The sequence below is a fragment of the Parasutterella muris genome (assembly GCF_943193095.1).
Classification (GTDB): Bacteria; Pseudomonadota; Gammaproteobacteria; order Burkholderiales; family Burkholderiaceae_F; genus Parasutterella; species Parasutterella muris.
Window position 1 is genome coordinate 55296 of sequence record NZ_CALPCV010000008.1, and the last position, 20248, is coordinate 75543.

Annotated in this window: 13 protein-coding genes; 4 read left to right on the forward strand and 9 right to left on the reverse strand. The window is 53.0% G+C overall.

The window, feature by feature from the left end:
* From tolA to ybgC, 4 genes are read right to left on the reverse strand one after another with little or no spacing between them, the layout of a single operon-like run.
* A complete protein-coding gene (gene tolA / locus NFR90_RS04575) occupies positions 1–1212 on the reverse strand; it encodes a cell envelope integrity protein TolA (RefSeq protein WP_251451024.1) in 1212 nt (403 codons plus the stop codon).
* The gene (locus tag NFR90_RS04580) at positions 1212–1637 is read right to left on the reverse strand and encodes a biopolymer transporter ExbD (protein WP_160335816.1); all 426 of its coding nucleotides are present in this window, start codon (positions 1635–1637) and stop codon (positions 1212–1214) included. Before NFR90_RS04580 ends, tolA begins: the two co-directional genes overlap by 1 nt.
* Before the next feature lie 9 nt (positions 1638–1646).
* The gene (tolQ, locus tag NFR90_RS04585) at positions 1647–2330 is read right to left on the reverse strand and encodes a protein TolQ (protein ID WP_160335815.1); all 684 of its coding nucleotides are present in this window, start codon (positions 2328–2330) and stop codon (positions 1647–1649) included.
* A gap of 9 nt (positions 2331–2339) precedes the next feature.
* The gene (gene ybgC / locus NFR90_RS04590; protein ID WP_160335814.1) at positions 2340–2756 is read right to left on the reverse strand and encodes a tol-pal system-associated acyl-CoA thioesterase; all 417 of its coding nucleotides are present in this window, start codon (positions 2754–2756) and stop codon (positions 2340–2342) included.
* A 312-nt stretch (positions 2757–3068) separates the two neighbouring features.
* Here ybgC and NFR90_RS04595 point away from each other — a divergent pair, with 312 nt between their 5' ends.
* The 4 genes from NFR90_RS04595 to NFR90_RS04610 are packed head-to-tail and all read left to right on the forward strand — an operon-like array spanning position 3069 to position 9482.
* Positions 3069–5267 (forward strand): ABC transporter substrate-binding protein, encoded by a 2199-nt coding sequence (locus NFR90_RS04595; protein WP_371873857.1) that lies wholly within the window; start codon positions 3069–3071, stop codon positions 5265–5267.
* Positions 5264–6241, forward strand: coding sequence for an ABC transporter permease (locus NFR90_RS04600; protein ID WP_251451028.1), 978 nt, complete (start codon positions 5264–5266; stop codon positions 6239–6241). Before NFR90_RS04595 ends, NFR90_RS04600 begins: the two co-directional genes overlap by 4 nt.
* Positions 6241–7656 carry an ABC transporter permease gene (locus NFR90_RS04605; RefSeq protein WP_251451057.1) on the forward strand — a complete coding sequence of 472 codons (1416 nt, stop codon included), beginning with the start codon at positions 6241–6243 and terminating at the stop codon, positions 7654–7656. Before NFR90_RS04600 ends, NFR90_RS04605 begins: the two co-directional genes overlap by 1 nt.
* The gene (locus NFR90_RS04610; RefSeq protein WP_251451029.1) at positions 7656–9482 is read left to right on the forward strand and encodes an ABC transporter ATP-binding protein; all 1827 of its coding nucleotides are present in this window, start codon (positions 7656–7658) and stop codon (positions 9480–9482) included. Before NFR90_RS04605 ends, NFR90_RS04610 begins: the two co-directional genes overlap by 1 nt.
* A 49-nt stretch (positions 9483–9531) precedes the next feature.
* On the opposite strand, the gene NFR90_RS04615 is transcribed toward NFR90_RS04610, so the two are convergent.
* The 5 genes from NFR90_RS04615 to NFR90_RS04635 all read right to left on the reverse strand — a co-directional run bounded on the left by NFR90_RS04615 (position 9532) and on the right by NFR90_RS04635 (position 20221).
* Positions 9532–10692 carry a UxaA family hydrolase gene (locus NFR90_RS04615; RefSeq protein ID WP_251451031.1) on the reverse strand — a complete coding sequence of 387 codons (1161 nt, stop codon included), beginning with the start codon at positions 10690–10692 and terminating at the stop codon, positions 9532–9534.
* A gap of 2 nt (positions 10693–10694) precedes the next feature.
* On the reverse strand, positions 10695–11003 hold the full coding sequence (locus NFR90_RS04620; protein WP_160335810.1) for a UxaA family hydrolase: 309 nt from the start codon (positions 11001–11003) through the stop codon (positions 10695–10697).
* A 92-nt stretch (positions 11004–11095) separates the two neighbouring features.
* A complete protein-coding gene (locus NFR90_RS04625) occupies positions 11096–13018 on the reverse strand; it encodes an ATP-dependent DNA helicase (RefSeq protein ID WP_251451033.1) in 1923 nt (640 codons plus the stop codon).
* Positions 13015–16596 carry a UvrD-helicase domain-containing protein gene (locus tag NFR90_RS04630; protein WP_251451035.1) on the reverse strand — a complete coding sequence of 1194 codons (3582 nt, stop codon included), beginning with the start codon at positions 16594–16596 and terminating at the stop codon, positions 13015–13017. The genes NFR90_RS04625 and NFR90_RS04630 overlap by 4 nt, the downstream gene beginning before the upstream one ends.
* On the reverse strand, positions 16589–20221 hold the full coding sequence (locus NFR90_RS04635) for an exodeoxyribonuclease V subunit gamma (protein WP_251451037.1): 3633 nt from the start codon (positions 20219–20221) through the stop codon (positions 16589–16591). Before NFR90_RS04635 ends, NFR90_RS04630 begins: the two co-directional genes overlap by 8 nt.
* Between the last annotated feature and the right edge of the window lie 27 nt (positions 20222–20248).

Below are 20248 nucleotides of genomic sequence, written 5' to 3' on the forward strand. Positions count from 1 at the left end.
TTAACGACCGACGTCTTCCACCGGATCGAAAGTGAGAAGAATAGAGGAGGGAACGTTTCCGACAGGCGGTTTCGGGAACGGATCACACAACAGGATCGCTTTTTCCACCGCGTTGTCAAAAGCTTTAAGACCGCTCGTCTTCAAAAGTTTCGGAGTTCCGGCTTTCTTGCCGGTCTTCAGAAGCTGTACTTCGAAGCGCGCGACATAGTCGCCGCGTTTGGCGCCCGCCGGGGTATTAAACGTAATATGCGGTCGGATGCAGGCCACGATACGATTGTTGTACTGAGCCTGCTGGAAGCTCGTCATGCTCGAGGAGCCGCTGCTGCCCATGCTGGATCCGCTCTGTCCGGAAAGACGGCTGAGCATTTCTTTTCTGCGTGCGGCGTTGGCCTGAGCTTCAGCTCTTTGACGATTCAGCTCTTCCTGAGCTTTCTTTTTCTCAGCAAGTTCTTTTTCGCGTTTGGCTTTCTGCTCGGCGATCTGCTTTTCACGCTCCTGAGCCTGACGTTTGAGCTCTTCCTGACGAGCCTTGCGTTCCGCTTCGGCTTTCTGCTGCTCAAGGCGTTTTTGTTCCGCAAGCTGACGCTGCTCTTCCTGACGTTTTAATTCCTGCTGCTTGAGCTCTTCCTGGCGCTTCAGCTCCTGCTGTCTGAGCTCTTCCTGTCGTTTAGCTTCTTCCGCTTTGCGTCGTTCTTCCGCCTGTCGGGCTTCTTCGGCTTTACGCTGCTCTTCAGCTCTGCGGGCTTCTTCTAACTGACGCTCGCGCTCCAGAATGCGCTGCTTTTCTTCTTCCTGCTTTTTCGCTTCGCGATCCAGCCGCTCCTGAACGATGTCCGGGTCTTCAAGCATATTGGCCTGACGATCCAAGTCGGTCTGTGCAATCGGCGGCGGTGGCGGCGGAAGCTGCGGCTCCGGCGCGCTCTGCGGTTCGGGAGCCGGCGGTTCAGGTTCAGGCTGCGGCTCGGGTTCTGGTTCGGGCTTAGGCTCAGGTTCCGGGGCCGGTTCCGGCTGAGTATCGGCCGTTTGAGCCGCCTCGTCTCCCGTCCAGAGTTCGGCGTATACCGGACCGGTCGGCTCCGCTCTCCACTGCATTGACACAAACAAAAGCACAAACAGCACGCCGTGGGCGATTAGGGCAAGCACAAAGGCGACACCCCAGAAGCCTTGGCCGTCTGTTACTTTATTCGGCTGATTGGGAGAATAGTCATCCATTACTTAGCTCCGGACCCTTCCAGTTTGAGGGATAAACCGATGCGTGTGATGTTGGCTTTCTGCAGATTGCGCATGACATCGATCACTTTTTCATAGGCGACCGTTTTGTCCGCCGCGATGACGACAGGCACATTGGCGCCGTCAGCGCGCAGAGATTCAACGGTTGACACGAGCTGCGGGAAGTCCACCGGTACGACTTTCTTAGCGCTGTCACGAATAGAAAGCTGGCCGTCGGGTGCGACAATGACTTCAACGACTTTATCAGGCTGCTTGGCGGCCTTGTTGACGGTTGGCAAATCAACCATTGAGGGATTGACGTAAGGAGCCGCCACCATCAGGATGACGACCAGCACCAGCATCACGTCAATATAGGGAACGACGTTCATCTCTGCGAGAAGACGTCTTCTGCTTCCGTTGCGGGGCATGTTCTTTCCTTAGGCCTGACGACTCAAAATATTTTGGAATTCCTGCATGTAGCTTTCATACTGGTTCGCAAGACGATCCAGGCTGTAAGCAAAGCGGTTGTATCCGATCACGGCAGGAATCGCGGCGAACAGACCGATCGCGGTTGCGACCAGAGCTTCGGCAATACCGGGGGCTACAACAGCGAGCGAGGCGCTTTCCAGGTTGCCCAGTCCGGTGAAGGCGTCCATGATGCCCCAAACCGTACCGAACAAACCGATGTAGGGAGAAACCGAACCAATCGTGGCAAGCACCGAAAGACCGGATTCCAGAATGTCCAGCTCTCTCTGGAAGCGGGCGCGCATGGCGCGCGAGACGCTGTCAATGAGCCCGAATGTGCCGGCTTTCTGCTCTAGATGGCTCGCTCTGCCGCGCAGAAACTCAGTCATGCCGGAATAGAAAATGCCTTCCTGAGGTCCGATGGAATCGCGGCGTTCGGCTGCCGATTCATAGAGCTTGTTCAGATCGGCTCCGCCCCAGAAACGCTTGTCGAAGCTTGCGGCTTCTCGTCTGGCGCGGCTCATCTGAAACCATTTCTGGAAAATAATCGTCCAGCTCACCAGCGAAAAAATGAGAAGAATGCACAAAACAATCTGCACTACGGCACTGGCTTGTGTGACTAAAGTGATAATGGATAAATCAGCGGATGCTTCCATCACGATCCCTTACGAAATTAAAAGTTCTTTAAATTTTGCAGACATCTCTTCCGGCATTGCAGTCGGACGGAAAGTATCCGCGTTCAGTACGCCGCAGCGAATCTCGCCTGAGGCAAGCTTCTCGCCGGCTCTTAATATCTCCTGTGTGAAGCAGAAAGAGGCCCTTCGGCAGTCGGAGATTCTCGCCCGGACAATGAGCTCGTCATCAAGATGCGCGGGCCGAATGTAGCGGACCTTTGCCTCGGCGACGACAAATACGATTCGATGCCGCTGATACAGCTCCTCCTGAGACCAGCCGAGCGCTCTCAGCCATTCTGTACGCGCCCGCTCCATGAATTTAAGGTAGTTGGCGTAATAGACGACCCGAGCACAGTCCGTATCTTCATAATACACACGCACGGGTAAGTCAAAGTAAGCCTCAGTCATTTAAGAATATCGCTCCCTGCCGAATATCGGTCAATACACACAGAAGTCCAAAGCAAGATTTTATCAAGCTGATTCTGATAAATAGTTTTTTTGGCTGGCTGTGTATCCAAATCAAGCGCTTTCTGACATCCTTGGAAACAAAGCTTAAACTGAGATAATGTGTTGGTAAATGTTTCATTTCTTTGGGTTTTTAATCAAACTGATAAGATATTGCGTCCCAAAATAGGTGAAAGGATAAAAGTGAAAAGAAATACGGCAAACCCAAGGTCTCGAGCGAGAGCGCTGCTCTGCCTTTCGTCGCTTTTGGGCTGCATGTTTTTGCTTTCTTCATGCCGAGAAATTCCCAATGCCGTGCACAGCGAACAGGAACTTTCCGCAAACACTTTATTTACGCCTTTTTCAGGCCGCAGCCCTAAGCATCTGGATCCGACCAGTTCTTACTCGTCGGATGAAACACCTTATACCTACAATATTTACGAACCGCTTTATCAGTATCACTACCTCAAAAGACCCTATGAGCTGATCCCCCGAGCGGCTGAAAGGATTGTTCAGCCGGTTTATTTCGATAAGAACGGAAATAAGCTTGGTAAAGACGCAGACCCTGAAGAGGTCGCGCTCAGTGTGTACGAAATTCCGCTGAAGAAAGGCATCATGTATGCGCCGCATCCCGCTTTCGCGAGGGATGCGGAGGGTCGCTACGTGAATCATCATCTTGCGCCCGAGGTCATTGACGGGCTGCGCAATCCGCTCGATCTGCCGCAAAAAGGAACTCGGGAGCTCGAGGCGGAAGATTATGTCTATGCGATTAAGCGTATGGCGAACCCGCGCATTATCTCTCCGATCTTCGGAACGATGGCTAATCATCTTTCGGGACTGAACGAATACGCGGTCCTGGCTCGAGCAGAAGATGAGCGACTCAGACGCGGACTTTCGCCTACGGACCGCGATCTGCCGTTTCTGGATTTCAGAAAAATTCCTCTGAAGGGTGTCAGCGCGCCCGATAAGTACACGCTGCGCCTGGAGGTCAAAGGCAAATATCCTCAGTTTTCCAATTGGCTTGCAATGACCTTTTTTTCTCCCATCCCTTGGGAAGCAGAAGCGTTCTACGCGCAGAAGGGCATGGCAAAGAACAATCTTTCTCTGAATTACTGGCCGGTCGGAACCGGTCCCTACATGCTGGTCGAATCGATTGAAAACCGCAGACATGTCATGGAGCGCAACCCGAACTACAGAAAAACGGAACTTTATCCGTGCGAAGGCGAGGAGCTTGACGAGTCAAAGGGCTATCTGCAGGACTGCGGCAAGCCGATGCCTTTTATTGATCGAATTGAAATCAGCGCGGAAAAAGAAAGCGTGCCTCTGCAGACGAAATTTCTACAGGGCTATTACGATTCTCCGCAGATTGAGCGTCTGGACAACGGTCAGGGTTTTCTGATCGGCATGGCCGACAGCGCCAAGAAAGAAAAAGAATATCGCGAAAAGAAACTGCAGTTCCCGAAGACGGTAGAAGCTCAGAATACTTACTTCGGATTTAACTGGCTCGATCCTGTGATCGGCCGAGGCGATACGCCCGAGCAGCAGGAGCGCAACCGTAAGCTTCGTCAGGCGATCTCTATCGCGATGGACTGGGAAGAGTACATTCAGATTTTCCAGAAAGGGCTCGCATCTCCTGCGCACGGTCCGCTGCCGCCGGGATTGTTCGGTTACAGCAAAGACGGCGCGGCGGCATTCAACCCCTATGTTTACGAGAAAGGCGAGGACGGACAGATCCGCCGCAAATCTCTGGCTGAAGCAAAAAAACTTCTGAGCGAGGCCGGTTATCCGGACGGACGGGATCAGAAAACGGGAGAACCGCTTGTATTGAATCTGGACTTTCAGGCGGCTGCGTCTCCTGCGACAAAATCCGTGCTGGACTGGTATCAGAAGCAGTTTGCCAAGATCGGAATTCAGCTCGATATCCGCGCGACGGACTACAACCGCTTCCAGGATAAAGTCATTACCGGAAATCATCAGCTGTTCCTTTGGGGTTGGCTCGCAGACTACCCGGATGCGGAGAATTTCTTATTTCTGCTTTACGGACCCAACGCGAAGTCGAGCACGGGCGGTTCTGGAGAAAACGCTTCGAACTATCAGAACGATGACTATGACCGGATTTACGCCAAGATGCGCTACTTGGATGAGGGTCCGGAAAAGGCTGCCGCCATTGAAGAGCTGATCCGCATTGTGCAGAAAGACGCTCCGTGGTCGTTCGGATACTTCCCGACGAGCGCCGCGGCTTTTCATCAGTGGGTGCATAACGGTAAACCGACACAGATTGTCCGCAACCATATCCAGTATTTGAGGCTTGACCCCGCGACCCGAGTCGAGCGCGTTAAAGAGTGGAATAAACCGATCTACTGGCCGCTCTTTATTCTGGCTGCGCTTCTGGGTTCACTGGTTGTTCCGGCCGTGATTCTGCACCGCAGAAGAGAGCGCATGACCGCCCGTACTGCACAGGAGTCCTTGAAATGATTCGATATCTTTTAAGACGCATCGGCTACGGCTTTTTAATTCTCATCGGCGTGAATCTGCTGACGTTCGTTTTGTTTTTTACCGTCAACACGCCGGATGATATGGCGCGGCTCAATATCGGCGGAAAACGCGTGACGGCTGAAGCGATTGAAAGCTGGAAGAAATTCCACGGCTACGACAAGCCGCTTCTGTGGAACGAGAGTGCTGAAGGAGCAAAAAAAGCGACAGAAACCATTTTTTGGGAGCACAGCGCCCGAATGATGGTCGGTGACTTAGGCGCGTCTGATACCGGCCGCGATATTGCCTATGAGATTAAAAATCGAATGGGCCCTTCGATCGCGCTTGCGCTGCCGACATTTTTACTTGGTGTCTTCGTCATCGTGGTGTTCTCTCTGGGGCTGGTGTTTTTCCGGCATACGAAGCTCGAGATCGGCGGCGTGATTCTTGCGATCGTCGTGATGTCGATTTCCGGACTTTTCTACATTATTTTCGGACAGTGGCTGTTTTCCAAGATTCTCAAGCTCGTGCCGATTTCCGGTTTTGAAAGCGGCACAGCGATGGCGGCTTTTCTCATTCTTCCGGTCGCGATCGGCGTTTTCTCCCGCATTGGCGGAGACGCGCTCCTTTACCGATCCATGTTTTTAGAGGAGATCAGCAAAGATTATGTCCGCACGGCCCGCGCCAAAGGGCTGCCGGAGTCAGCCGTGCTCTTTAAGCATGTTCTGCGTAACGCAAGTCTTCCGATCCTCACCTCGACGGTGGCGGTTCTTCCGATGCTGTTCTTAGGCTCACTGGTGATGGAGAGTTTCTTCGGCATTCCGGGACTGGGCAGCTTTACGATTGACGCGATTAACAGTCAAGATTTTGCGATTGTGCGCACCATGGTGTTTGTCGGAACCGTTCTTTATGTGATCGGTCTGATTTTGACGGATGTGGCCTACACGATTGCCGACCCGAGGATTCGACTCAAATGATGATGCCTAAATTTGTTCTTCTGCCGACGGACATTGTGGTCATTGTCTTGGTTGCGGCACTCGGTTTTTATCTCTGGCATGCGCTGCGCAGCGATGAGCTGCGCGCCCGATGGCGCTATGTGATGGGCTCGGCGGCCGCGCTTTGCTCACTGACACTGCTCGGTTTTTTCCTTTTGACTGCCGTTTTGGATTCGGTGCATTTCCGTCCGGTTATCGCGGTGCAGGATCAGCACGCGGTTTATGACGTTAAGACGTATTCTCTGCTGGACAAAGCGTTTGGCAAGGCGCATCTTGCCGAAGAAAAGTCTTACTCGGAGCCGCTGGCGACGCGCACCTTTGAAAAAAATTCACGCTTTGAAAACGGTCGTCCGATTCGTGATTACGAGCCGCTGAAAGCAGGCGGCGCGCATCTGAAGGACGAGAGCGATCACGTTAGCGATGTTCTTGTCAGATGCGCTTTTGCGCTTGCTATTGGTCTTGCCGCCTGCGCTGCGCTTTGGGTCATTTGCGTTCTCTGCGCCGCGCGCGCCAAAGGAAGGACCTTTGCCGAGGAGGCGGGCAGGCTCTTTAAGCGGCGAGACGAGGTGCCCTATGAAGCCGTTCTTTCGACCGTTTCGATTTTGGTGCTCCTCGGATCTCTTATCGCGTTTCTCTGGCCCTTCTACCACGTGATGGGCACTGATCAGACCGGCAACGATGTGCTTTTCCAGGCGTTTAAATCGATTCGTACCGCGCTGGTTATCGGAACGCTTGCCACGCTGACAACGCTGCCTTTCGCCGTGGTGCTCGGCATCAGCGCCGGTTTTTTCAAGGGTTGGGTTGATGACTTGATTCAGTACCTGTACACCACGCTCTCTTCGATTCCGAGTGTGCTGCTGATTGCCGCTTCCGTGCTGATGATTCAGGTGTTTATTGACGCGCATCCCGGCATGTACGCCACCGGCATTGAGCGGGCGGACCTAAGGCTCTTTATGCTGAGCGTCATTATCGGTCTTACAGGCTGGGCGACGCTTGCGCGTTTGCTGCGCGCGGAGACGCTCAAGATTTCTCAGCTTGATTACATCCAGGCGGCAAGAGCGTTCGGTGTCGGACCGTTCCGTATTATGCGCCGCCACGTGCTTCCGAATGTGCTTCACATCGTATTGATTGTGGCGGTTTTGGATTTCTCGGGCATCGTGCTGTATGAGGCCGTGCTCTCCTATGTGGGCGTTGGGGTCGACCCGACCACATACAGTTTCGGCTCGATGATCAACGCGGGCAGACTCGAACTTTCTAGAACCCCTGTGGTTTGGTGGAATCTCTGTACGGCGTTTGTTTTTATGCTGACGCTGGTTCTTTCGGCAAATCTTCTGGCTTCTTCCGTGCGGGAAGCGTTTGATCCGCGTTTGGCAATTAAAGTGAAGAGAGGAAAGTAATGCTGCAGATATCGAACATGGTGACTGACATTCTCACTTCCGAGGATACGGTGCGCGTGGTTGACGGTTTGAGCTTAGAGCTCAGACCCGGAGAGTTCTGCGCTTTAGTAGGCGAATCCGGCTGCGGAAAATCGATGACGGCGTTTTCTCTGCTGCGTCTTTTGCCGAGTACGGGCCGTGTCACATCAGGCGTCGTCACGGTTGACGGCACCGAGATTATGGGGCTGCCCGAGTCAATGATGCGTCATATTCGTTCCTCAAAGATCAGCCTGATTTTTCAGGAACCGGCGACGTCGCTGAACCCAGTTATGACGGTCGGCGATCAGATCGTAGAGACAATTGAACTGCATACGGCGCTTAGAGGCGCAAAGGCCCGCGCTAAGGCGCTTGAATGGCTGAAAAAAGTCGGCATTCCGGAGCCCGAGAGACGTATTGACTCTTTCCCGCATGAGCTTTCCGGCGGACAAAAGCAGCGCGTCATGATCGCGATCGCGCTGGCGGCGCAGCCGAAATACTTAATCGCGGACGAGCCGACGACCGCGCTTGATGTGACCATTCAGGCGCAGATTCTTGATCTCATTAAGAGCCTTCGCGATTCGGAAAACATTGGCGTTCTGCTGATCACGCATGATTTGACGGTAGTTGCTCAGGTGGCGGACCGTGTGGGTCTGATGTATGCCGGAGAGCTTGTGGAAGAGGCCAGCGCTCAGGATTTCTTCTCGAGCCCCTACCATCCGTACGCGCGCAATTTGCTCAAAGCACTCCCGGAAGGCAAAGATAAATCGCACCCGCTTCAGGCGATTCCCGGGATGGTGCCCCGCTTGAACCGAAAGTTTGTCGGATGCCGTTTTGCCGATCGCTGTACTGAAGCAAGAGCAGAGTGCAGGCGAGGCGACGTCCCTCTGACGGATTTCGGTACTCGGCGCGTTCGCTGTTTGTTTCCGATTAAATCGAAAGTAGAGCTTCCGAGAAGTGACGCCGCGGTGGAAAGCGCAGCGACGGAAGTGGGCGCTTTGCTGCAGGTGCGTGACTATAACGTTTGGTTTCCTACGCACGGCGGCTTCCTGCGCCGGCCGGATTATGTGAAAGCGGTTCAGGACGTATCTTTTGATGTGCTTCGGGGCCGCACCACCGCGCTGGTCGGAGAAAGCGGAAGCGGCAAGACGACTGTCGCGCGAGGCGTTCTGCAGCTGCTTCGCATCGCGGCGCATATCAACGGTTCGGCGCGGCTTGACGGCACCGAGCTCAGTGAGCTCAAAGGACAGGCGCTCTTAGAAGCAAGACGACGAATACAGGTGATTTTCCAAGACCCGTTCTCAAGTCTTAATCCGCGCATGCGCGTTAAAGAGATTCTTTTAGAGGGGCTCGAAAGTCTGAGACCGGGCACTTCAGCTTCAGAAGCGATCGATCGGGCGGAATCCGCAGTCAATCTCTGCGGTCTGCGTTCGGATTCACTTTACCGCTATCCGCATGAGTTTTCCGGCGGACAGCGTCAGCGTTTGGCGATTGCCCGGGCGCTTCTGGTGGAGCCGGAATTGCTGATTTGTGATGAGCCGACTTCTGCGCTTGACGTATCGGTACAGGCCCAGATTCTGAATTTGTTAAACGAGATCCAGAAAAACAGAGGGATTTCGTACCTTTTTATCACGCACAACTTCAGCGTGGTGCGTTACCTCGCCGATGACGTCATTGTGATGAAGGACGGACGTGTCGTTGAGTCTGGAACCGCGGCGGAGGTTTTAAATACGCCCAGAGAAGTCTATACGCAGAATCTTTTGAACGCGGTGCCGAATTTTGACGCGCTGCGCCAAAAGCTCGGAAAATAAAAAAGAGCCTTTCTTTTTTGCGTAAGAAAGGCTCTGATTGACTCAGCGACTAGATAAAGCGGCAGACGTGATCGACTGCGATATCGGAGAATCCGAGCGCTTCGGCTTTCGTCATCTTGCCGGAGGCGACCTCGACGACATCCTCGAGGATCCGCTCGCCCGCTTCGTTGATCGTTTCTTCGCCCTCCAAAATGCCCGAGACATCAATGTCCATGTTGTCTTTCATGCGTTTGGCGGTAATCGGGTTGGCGGTGACCTTGATGACCGGCGCTAAGGCGTGACCGGTCGGTGTGCCGCGGCCGGTGGTAAAGACAACCACGGTCGCGCCGCCCGCGATCATGCTGGTGACCGAAGAGATGTCATATCCCGGAGTGTCCATGATCAGAGCGCCTTTCTTAGTCGGGCGTGCCGCTTCGGCAAGCACTTCAACCACCGGTCGGGTTCCGCCTTTGTGGATGCAGCCGAGGCTCTTTTCTTCGATTGTGGAGAGCCCGCCCGCTTTATTGCCGGGGGTCGGCTGTCCGGTACGGCAGTCCTGGCCGGCAAGCGCGAGATGCTTCTCGTAATCCTCGCAGATGCGGATGATCTGATCATGAATCTCAGGCGTGGCGCCTCTTCTGGCAAGCACATGCTCGGCACCGATGAATTCGACCGTTTCGCTCATCATTGTGGTTGCGCCGAGATCAACAAGCCGATCGGCCATATTGCCGACCGCGGGGTTGGAGGCGATGCCGCTGGTCGCGTCGGATCCGCCGCATTCAATCGCGACGAAGAGATCCGAGACCGGACACTTGGTCCGCTGCATCTGACTGGCCTCGGCGACCATCTGACGCGCGGCTCGGACCGCCAAAGCGGCGGTTTCCACAGTGCCGCCTTCTTCCTGAATGCCAAAAGAGACAACCGGCTTATCGGTCAGAGCGCGGATTTTGTCTGCGATCTGGCGATGACCGACTGTTTCGCAGCCGAGACCGATGATAATCACGCCGTAAACATTCGCGTTGAGCGCGAAACCGGTGAGCACGCGCTGCGTGAGTTCGGTGTTGGCGGCAACGTCAGAGCAGCCGACGTTGATGATGACGTTTTTTGTACCGCGCACCTGAGAGGCGACAACGCGGCAGGTTTCGGAAGCGCAGGCGCAGGAAGGAAGAATCAGTACATGATTTCTCACGCCGACGGAACCGTCAGATCTTTTGTATCCTAAAAATTCCATCGTTATTCTCCTTTCTGAATGTATTCGTCGGCATAGGATCTCGGACAGCTTCTGATGTTCAGGTGGCTGACCATGGTGCCTTTGAGGATCTTTTGCGTGGCTTTGCCGATGACTTCTCCGTATTTCAGGATATCTTCTTCGGGTTCAATGTCGCGCAGTGCGATCTTGTTGCAGAAAGCGACGGCGCCGACCGCTGTGATTGAGCTGCGGCTGCCGTCGGAGTCGATGATTTCTACTTCATCGGCCGGCTTGACTTCGCTTGTGCAGACGGCGACATTGTCACTGGGATGAATGTGAAGCGCCTTGGGCATTTCGTCTCCTGTTGTTTAATTTTTCTCAGCCAATTATCTTAGTCCTACCGTCGGCAAACATTAATCCGTGATAACAGTTAGAGAGGTGATCCCTAAGGATTTGCGGAGTTTTTGAATTTCTCACGAAGCCGATCCTGAAGTCCGCCGGTGCGCTCGGTGACGCGGCTTAATGAGAGTTCAACAGAAGCGGGACTTCCAAAAATGAGACAGCTCTTTTTCGCGCGTGTAAAGCCGGTGTACAGAAGCTCCCGAGTGCAGAGAGAGACCGCACCGTTTTCGGGATCCTCAAGCTCCTTGTTAGTGATCGGCGGAAGAAATACCGCGACATCATCAAAACCGGAGCCTTGCGACTGATGGATGGTGATGCCGAAGGCTGTGTCGTATGAGGGAAGCAGCATCGCGGGATACAGTCTGTCGAGATCTCCGACATACGCGTACCAAGAAGGTTGGTCCTCGTTCTTGAACAAAATCGGGAGCAGAATGCAGACATCTCCGTTCGAGATGCCGCTCGGATCATTTTTACGGACAATGATGACTTTTCCGACGTAAAACTCGTCTTCGTTCCTGCAGTTCAGCTTTTTACGAAGCACCTGATCACAGAAGCGGTTCACAGCGTCTAAACTGAATGCGCCCCTGCGCTGAGCGCAGATGGGTCGGAAGCCGCTAAGACTGTTCCAGGCGACCTTTAAAGCATCATGCAGCGGCTGAGGCAGTTTTTGGGTGTCGGTTTCTTCCGCATCATCAAGCTTGATTGTGCTGAGTGTTTGACGAAGGGACTTGACCGCTGCAGCGTAGCCATTAATCTTTTCTTCCAGCCATTTTTTCGCGGTTGCGCTGAGCCCGCTTTCCTTATTCGGTTTGTCGTAGAAGAGTCCGACCGCGCCGAATGCTCCGTTTGTCTCCGCGCCTTCAAAGAGCGCTTCGAATTCATGCAGATCCGCGGTTTTGTTTTCCAGATTTAGAATATGTGTCGCGACTTTGTGGATGAGACTGTCTTTTTTAAAGCGTTTGCTTTCGGTGAGCTCGCAGCTGAAGCGGCTGAGCGGTCCGCTGCTGTCGGAGATATCGGCAAAAACAGAACCCGGGCCGACCGCCGCAAGCTGATGCTTATCTCCGAGCACGACCGTCTTAGTTGTGTGCGGATCGATGACGCTAAAGAGACTGTCCGCCAAATGTTCGTCCACCATGGAACCTTCGTCGATAATCAAAATCCGCGTTTCCAGAGGATTGGTCCGGGAAGGCCGTTCTCCGTTGGAAAGCGGTGTTCCGAGCAGTTTATGAATCGTCAGACTCTGAATTCGTTCTTCATCGGCGGCTTTTTTGACCAGCGGATAGAGATCGGGGCGCTCCTGCGCGGAGTAAATGACGGATTCATTCAGGCGGCTTTTAGCCTTTCCGGTCGGAGCGCAGAGTGTGACCGACGCTTCGGGGCAATTCTGAAGCGCGACCTCCAGAAAGCGAACGACTGAGGTGGTTTTACCGGTACCGGGGCCGCCGCAGATAACCGAGAAGTTGTTCTGAAGCGCAAGAGAAGCGGCTTGCCTCTGGCCGTCGTTCAGCTGGAACGCGCCCATTTCTTTTGCTTTTGCTTCCAAAGCGTCCAATTTATCGACGCAGGCGGCGCCGGAACTCGCTGCCTTTGCGAGTGCGGCGATATTTGCCGCCAAACGGCTCTCCCCGAAGAATGATCTGTGCGAATAAATGCGCACTTTACCGGGCTCCGAGCGGTCCGCAACGAAGAGACAGACGTTTCTCATCTGATACGGATGCGCGGTGTCCAGATCGGCGCCTTCGGCGATCAGTCCGGCGCTTTTAAGAATATCGATGCAGCGGAGCTTCTCATCGTCACTCTTCCATTCAAGGCAGAGACCGCCTTTGTTCTCGATCTCCGTCAGCTCCTGAAGAAGCACGGTGAGCGCGCCGCGCAGCTGCGGGTCGCTGCTGCCTGTTTTCGCTTCGGTCAGCCCGAGAATAATTTCCGTGAGGGCTTCATAGGAAGTATCCTGTTCGATCATGGGGCGCTTTCCTCCGCTCTTTTCTGAGCATACATTTCTAATACTTGGTCGCTGTAGCCGTTTTTAAAAAAGTCATCCAGACATTCGATAAGCGTTTCTGAGGACCGATCGATTTCAATGCCCTGAGCGGGCTTGTCTTTGCGAACGCCGCGCACAAAGAAGTACGCCGCTCCTCCGATGAGGCGGTATCCGCTGCTTGTTCCTGTTCGGCTTTCCAGAAGACGCTTAAACGCGACGAGATAAAGGATGTACTGCAGACGGTAGAGATTCTCGTCCATCTTTGCGCTGACCGCCTGCGGCGTGTAGTCCGAGGCTTTTGTACCGAGTCGGTTGGTTTTCCAGTCGATAATCCAGTACTTGCCGCCAACCTCGAATGCAAAGTCGATCGATCCGGTGAGATAGCCTTTCATATCAGCGTCTGAAAGGCTGAGTCCGCTTAATCTCGGTTCAAGCGTTTTAACGGTGCGTTCCAGAAGATGCGCGGTTAACGGGATGCGTCCGGGCTTGGGCGTATTCCCAACCGTGATTAAAAACCTCATTTCCGACATTCTGCGCTCGGGCCGATCGATGAGTTCTCTCAGGCAGAAATCTTTATTGTCTTTCAGAAACGGCACGGAAAGAATGTGATCAAGGACCAACTTCAGATCGGCATCCATTTTTTCTTTCAGCTCCTGCGGATCTTCAGTGTCGGCAGGGATTTTCTGTGTGATGTTGGACATTGACCTGTTGATGAGCTCCTCGGGGCTGTATTTGACCTTGGGCGGGAAAATTGTCTCCATCACTTTATGGAAATCCGTGCCGAATTCCGCCGCACCGCGATTCAGCTGCAGGGGCGCAAGAAGATCTCGATCCGGGTCGTCCTCTGCGGAGATTTCTTTTGCGGTTTTCTCGACAATCTCCTCCGGCTCGATGTCTTCTTCATCCGAGATCAGACGGCTGTGCGGAGTCTCCGAGTTTTTAACGAGTCTCGAGAAACTCGAAGTGCGCCACGCGGCAGAGGTTTTGGTGCAGCTGCCCGCTTCAAGATCATCCTGTGCGGCAGAAGCATACGGCGCCCCGGTCGGCACAGCGCTGCAAATATCAAGTTCTATGTTAAAAGGTTCATAAGCGTCGATGACCGCCTGAGAGCACGGTACGGACTTGCTGATGACATAGTCCTTGAGCGCACGTCGGACTTCGTCTTTGAGAGACTTTTGATCCAGAATAATTCGAAGATCATCAATCGCTTTTACGGCGCCCGCTCCTTTTTCGTTTCCGGTCAGCGCGGCGCTAAGATAGGCTTTTCCGCCGCTGCCTAGATGCATTCCTCCGCTTTTGGTCATGCGGCTGAAGAACGGAACAACAAGCCTTGCTGCAGCACGGGTCAGCGCGACATAGACAAGACGAACGCCTTCCTGCTTGTCTTCAAGCGGATTCGGTGCGGCTTCATCCAGAGAAAGAAGCAGCCCTTTGCCCGCGTTCGGATCGTTCGAGATCTTTTCTCGGAACGCGACCGTCTTTTGTGCCCCCGGACCGAACTGGCTTTCCGGCAGGTAGACTACCGGGTACTGCAGGCCTTTGCTGCCATGGATTGTCACGACTCTGACAACGTCGGAATCGGTTTCTTTGCGCTGAGTGAATTTGTTTTCGCTGTCCTCATCGACGTCAAGATTCGGTTCATCTATCCAGCGAATCAGTCCCTGAAGCGTATGAATTTGTTTGCTTGCTTCATGCAGCAGCTCAAAAAGATGCTGGTAATTGGTGAGGATGCGCTCCGGATCATCCTCAATGGGATAGTTGAGGATTCGATCTTCCGTTTTGCAGCGCTCGAATATGAGTGAGAGCGCCGCGGTGATTCCGTTTCGTTCATACACTTCCGCGGCTTGTTCAAGAAGCAGTTTGATCTCGATCGCGCTCTGCGTATCCGAAAGAATAGCGTTCAGAGAGTCTCCGACAACTCTTGTTGCGCGTACGGCGTTTAGGGTCCTGCGTTCCGCAGGATCCGACATGCCGAGAATCAGACTTCGGATTTCCGCGCATTCTTCAGACTCCATGACGCTCGAGCCGTCGCTTAAAGAAACCTTGATTCCGGCAGCCTTGAGCGCGGAAATGTAGTTGTCAGCGTGTGTGCGGTTTCTGACCAGTATGCAGATATCACTCGGACGAAGCGGTTTTCCTTTGTAGTACACATCGCCGCTCAGCATCTCTTTGATGTCCCGCGTGAGCAGAGATTTTTTGATTTCCCTAATTTCCTCGGCGCTGATATCGTTCCGTCCGCTTTCCACATTCGACCAAAAATCAAAAGAGGGGAGCGGCACGAAGGAGCCGTCCTCGTTTTTCTTCATGAGGGGCGGATTTTTGTAAGACGAATCAACCCTCGAAAATTGAATGGACTTATCGAGGAACGCCCCCGAGGAGCTCGGACTTGTCTTTCCGCCGATTAGGAAAAGCTCGTTGATCGCGATCACAATACCCGGCGTAGATCGATAGTTGGTCTTGAGTTCCTGCGTATTTGAAACGGCGGTTCTCGCTTTTACGTAGGTATCAAGATCGGCGTTTCTAAAGGAATAAATCGACTGTTTCGGATCGCCGACAAAAATTACCGGACGATCGGGATTATCTTTGTCCTTAATGAAGAGTGCCTCAAAGATGGAGTACTGAAGAGGATCCGTATCCTGAAACTCATCAATCAGCGCGGCCTGAAAGAGAGATCGAACTTCTTTGACAAAGTTTTTCGAGGCTTCGCTGCCGAGCGTGACGCGCTCCTCCATTTCCGTCAGCAGATCGTCAAAGGTATGGATGCGGTTTTGGCGCTTGTACTCTCTGAACCGCTGAGGCGCGGTATCTCTGAAAAGCGCCATAAAATCGCGGACGTTATCTTCGAGATCAAAGACAATGTCTTCTGTTCGACCTTGAATAAATTTCACCTGAGCACTAAGCGGCAGAGAGTGCGTCAGAAGGGAGATCTTTTCGATGAACGTATTCCAATCCGTGTTTTTCAAAAGATTGAGTACTTCGGCCTTGTTAAGACTCAGCAGAAGGGGCGGAATATACGTTCTCAGGAACATCTCAATCGCTTCTTTCTTCTGAGTCTGTCCGTCGCCAAGCCCGAAATCGTACCCGCCGTGCGAAGAGAACACGTAATCTCCGAGCATTTTTCGACAGAAGCTGTGAATCGTATAGATCGGCGCGTCGTCGATTGAAGTCAGAGCGTTGGAGAGCCGTTTGTAGACGCATTCCTGCAGATCAAGCCCGCTCTGATGCCATTTTTGAACGAGCTGGCAAAACGAGTCCGTGTCCTCTTTAACGGCCGTCGCAATGGCAGGCAGCTCATTTTTTATGAACTGATCTGCGTCAAAATTCGCTTGAGAAAGCTTTTCCGTCATGGTGGTGAGTGTCTCTCTCAGTCGGGATTTCAGCTCAAATGTCGCCGCTTTGGTGAAGGTGACCACCAGAATAGAACTGACCGGTATTTCGTTCTCAACTAAGAGACGGAGGATCAGAAGCATGAGCGAGTACGTTTTTCCCGTACCCGCGCTGGCTTCAATCAGCATCGGTCCTTTGAGTTCAGCATTGACCGCATCAAAATCTTTAGCCATAAATTTGATCTCCGGACGATGTTTCAATGAGTTTTTTCAAATCCTTGAGCAGCGTAAAGACGTCCATGGGGTCGTCTTTCGTTTTTCTCTTTGGAGGGTTAATGATGCTTAGGATTTTTGTTGAGATTCGAGAGCTTAGGTTCGCCGCCTCCCTTTGAACTTCCTGAGGGTATCCGCGCCAGATGCTCGTTGCTTCGCGATTGGAATCCGAGAGAGGATCGCCGATAAACCCGACAACATGAGTGAGCTGCAGATCGAATATCTTCAGAAAAACAGAAAGCAGAAGATCCGCGCCTGCGACAGGCCAAAAAACCTGGCAGGGACTCGGCTTTTTGACCTTCGATTTAGTGTCTTTAACGGGCAGACAAAGCGAGATGAGTGTGTAAGGGGCATCCAGCGCGGTCCAGATAATCTGCCGCAGGCGCTCGCGCTTCAGCTCGGAATGAGAAGCGGGAATAATGACGCGGATAAGTCCCTCAACCGGCACAGCTTCCGCTGCTCCGGGGAATTTAATTTCCGTTTCCTCTCCCTTGATCCGATAGAAGTCGGAAATGTCGTCCGAGAGGGTTTGGACAAAGCTCTTCAATGAGCTGATGTCTTCACGAAGCTCCTTTTTGAAGGGCCCTTGCGCCAGCGTCGGGAGAATGTTCCTTCTCCACTCATAAGCGCTGTGAAGTTCAAAGCAAAGGTCTTCCGCCGTGGTGTCGCGAACGCAGGGCATCCCAAAGTTCGGGTTGGCGTTTGTGATCAGAGATAAATCACTGATTCCTGCCCCCTTGTTCAGAAGCTCAACCACATTTTTGCGCACCTTTGAGAGCATAAGCTTGTCCGAGTCGTCGAAGAACAGCTCCGAGTGCTCCGCCGCTTGAAATTCATCGTTGAGGCTGAGCAGCTTGCTGACCCAGGCGTCAGGATTGTTGAGAAACTTGACGAATATGCTGACAGGGAGCTCTCTCTGCTTGGAAAGCAGAGGCGGAAGCAGATTAGGCGCAATACCGGTGTCCGCAAATAAAAAGTGCGTTCCTTTTCTGCTCTGATCCTCAATCGTCTGCAGAATGTCTTTTCTCGGGCTTCGCCAAAAGAGATTGTTTTCTCCTTTGCAGAAATTGCGTTCAGAGAAACGATTGAGCGGAATTTTGCTGGTGATTCCATTCCACAGCGCTTTGGCGTCATGACTTTTTCGGGCGTTGGAGATGAAATAACTCTTGAAGTTCTCAACAACAATGGAAGGATTATTTTCGCTTTGCGGTTTAGTTCCGGCGGTGTAGGAAATGATGAGGTTTTCACGCGCGGACATCAGCGTGTCAAAAAACACCGCGTTGTTGTCTTTTCTCGCATCTCGGTCCGCACGGCGCGGAACGGCTTTCATTAAATCGAACTCTTCAAAGCTCGGGGTTCCCGGAAAGCCGCTGAGCTCGTCAAAACCTAAGCATGCAATGACCTTAAAGGGAAGACCGCGCACCGAGCCGATCTGAGCGAACGTTAAAACACCGGTCCCCGTTTGCTTAATTTTCTCTCGGGAAAGTCCGCTGGAAATTTCGTTGAGTATGACGTCAAAAGAGACTGGTTCATTTTCGCCCAAGGACAGAACCAGGGCCTTGCATAATTTATCAAGCTGTTTATCCAGGCGGAATCGGTCGTTTTCATTGGTGCCCGCGATCAGAAGTTCGCTGATCTGCGTGAGTTTGGCGCGCCACTGATCGGCTTCAAGCATGAAATCGGATCCGGCAAGATCGTCACGAACTTTTCTGAGCGCAAGGCAGAATCGGCTGATGACTTTAAAAAGTCTTCCCGCCTCGTCGTTGGTTGTGTCAAAACCCTGAAGTTCGTCTCCGCGTATCGGCAGTACGCCTTGAAACGGCAGATCAAGACCGTCATCGGTGAGATAGCCCACAGTCAGTCGCTCAAGCGCCTCCTGCAGTGAGCAGTCGTCTTCTTCGAGGCCGAGATTTTCGCGATGGACCCTGTCGAAACTGATGCGGTAGCCTGCGGCGGTAAGCCAGTTTTTGATGACGGAGATATCTTCCAAGCCGAATCCGAAACTGTTTTGTACTGCTTCAAGTTCCAGACAGTTAAAGAAGCGATCGGCGCTGAAGTCGGAGTTGAGCAGCTCTCCGAGTCTGATAAAAGCGACCGCGGCTTGGTTGGTTTGGCCTTCGGACTGTCCGAGGATTTTGTAGGGTATGGAAATCGGCAGGTTGCTTCTCTTGGGAAGCAAAGTCATAACGCCTTCGATAATCGGGGCCGCGTCATCGATCTTCGGGAGCACGATCAGGATGTCCGAGAGTTTCAGATCTCGCGTCGGATCGGCAAGCCAGTTTTGAAGAATATCGACTGTCGCTTCGATCTCTCTCGTAAGAGACGGGGCTTTCAGAACCCGCAGCGAGACATCCTCGGGGTCGGGTTTGCTCGGCAGCAGCGTGCTGTCGAGTTTCAGCACCGAGTTCTGGAAGCGGTGCAGGAAGGAATCGTTCGGATAGGTCAGAAAGTACGCTTCAGTTTCCGTCTTCATGGATTCCGAAGGATCCGTTTCCGAAAACGGACGAAGTCCGTTTTCCGTGGTCAGGAAGTGACGCTTTGTTTGACTGACGGGCGCATTTTTACGTCTGTCGAGCTCTTCCTGCTCAGGCTCGCCTTCGGCTAAAGTGCTTTCTTCAGAAGTATGGATAAAGCTGTCGAGTCGGTCGATCGCAGCACGCGTACTCGCCGCGTTGGAGGTGAGATAAACGAGCGGAGCGGCGGCACTCGGTCTTTCCACGTTCTCTTCCGGATTCCAGTCAAAAAGATTGATCGGAAGCGATTCAAACCAGTACTCCGAGCTTGGATTCAGAAAGTAGATATCCACGTCGCGCTGAGCGGATTCCAGAGAGTAGGCCCGAATGATCGGCAGCATAATCGGCGCCAGAGTGAACGGCATAAAGAGATGGATGGAGCTGTGCGCGCTTTCCGCTTTAAAATTGCTCAGACCGTCGATTGTGTTTTCCAGCCAGGACAGAAAGTCGCCTTTTCTTTCTTTGCCATCCTTTGTTTGGCCGTGTTTCGCGCTGAGGACCAGATCCTGCCACAGGTGCTTCTGCCAGAGATAGTCGGGCTGCTCGATGAGTTTAGCCTGCTCATGCGGCTTGATGCGGATGGAGGAGCCGCCCTGTAATTTATTTTCTACTTCTTCGGTCCAGTCTTTGAGCCAATCAAATCGATACGAGCCGTACGTGACAAAGACATTGTTCACGTGACGGCTGAATTCCATGATGCCGCAGTCGTCGAGCCCCTTCAGATAATTGGTGAGCCGTTCTTCAGAAGGACGGCTTTGGTGTTGTCTCTCTTTGAGGAGTTTAAACAGCCGCCAGTCCATCTGATCGGATATGCCCTCTTTGGAGAGCGAAGAGGACAGCTTTTCGTAAAGCCAGCTCGCAATGTTGGTGACATTGATGCCGGGAACGACGCCGAAATGATCCGCGATGCTGCGCTCGAGCGAGTCGCCAACCAGTGGGCTCGGGGCAATGACGGGAATGGTTTCAAAGATTGAGGCTCCGCTGTTTCGCAGATCCTCAATTTCAAAATTTAGGCGTGTAAGCAGAATTCCCCGAAGAACTTCAAAGGAATTGGAATAATACGTACGGATCATCGGATCCTCCGAAGGTTAACTCTTGCG

Coding starts and splice junctions, on each gene's coding strand:
- NFR90_RS04630 (WP_251451035.1), bottom strand. CDS start 16,596: ATGGCTAAAGATTTTGATGCGGTCAATGCTGAACTCAAAGGACCGATG.
- ybgC (WP_160335814.1), bottom strand. CDS start 2,756: ATGACTGAGGCTTACTTTGACTTACCCGTGCGTGTGTATTATGAAGAT.
- NFR90_RS04620 (WP_160335810.1), bottom strand. CDS start 11,003: ATGCCCAAGGCGCTTCACATTCATCCCAGTGACAATGTCGCCGTCTGC.
- NFR90_RS04595 (WP_371873857.1), top strand. CDS start 3,069: ATGTTTTTGCTTTCTTCATGCCGAGAAATTCCCAATGCCGTGCACAGC.
- NFR90_RS04615 (WP_251451031.1), bottom strand. CDS start 10,692: ATGGAATTTTTAGGATACAAAAGATCTGACGGTTCCGTCGGCGTGAGA.
- NFR90_RS04600 (WP_251451028.1), top strand. CDS start 5,264: ATGATTCGATATCTTTTAAGACGCATCGGCTACGGCTTTTTAATTCTC.
- NFR90_RS04635 (WP_251451037.1), bottom strand. CDS start 20,221: ATGATCCGTACGTATTATTCCAATTCCTTTGAAGTTCTTCGGGGAATT.
- tolA (WP_251451024.1), bottom strand. CDS start 1,212: ATGGATGACTATTCTCCCAATCAGCCGAATAAAGTAACAGACGGCCAA.
- tolQ (WP_160335815.1), bottom strand. CDS start 2,330: ATGGAAGCATCCGCTGATTTATCCATTATCACTTTAGTCACACAAGCC.
- NFR90_RS04580 (WP_160335816.1), bottom strand. CDS start 1,637: ATGCCCCGCAACGGAAGCAGAAGACGTCTTCTCGCAGAGATGAACGTC.
- NFR90_RS04625 (WP_251451033.1), bottom strand. CDS start 13,018: ATGATCGAACAGGATACTTCCTATGAAGCCCTCACGGAAATTATTCTC.
- NFR90_RS04610 (WP_251451029.1), top strand. CDS start 7,656: ATGCTGCAGATATCGAACATGGTGACTGACATTCTCACTTCCGAGGAT.
- NFR90_RS04605 (WP_251451057.1), top strand. CDS start 6,241: ATGATGCCTAAATTTGTTCTTCTGCCGACGGACATTGTGGTCATTGTC.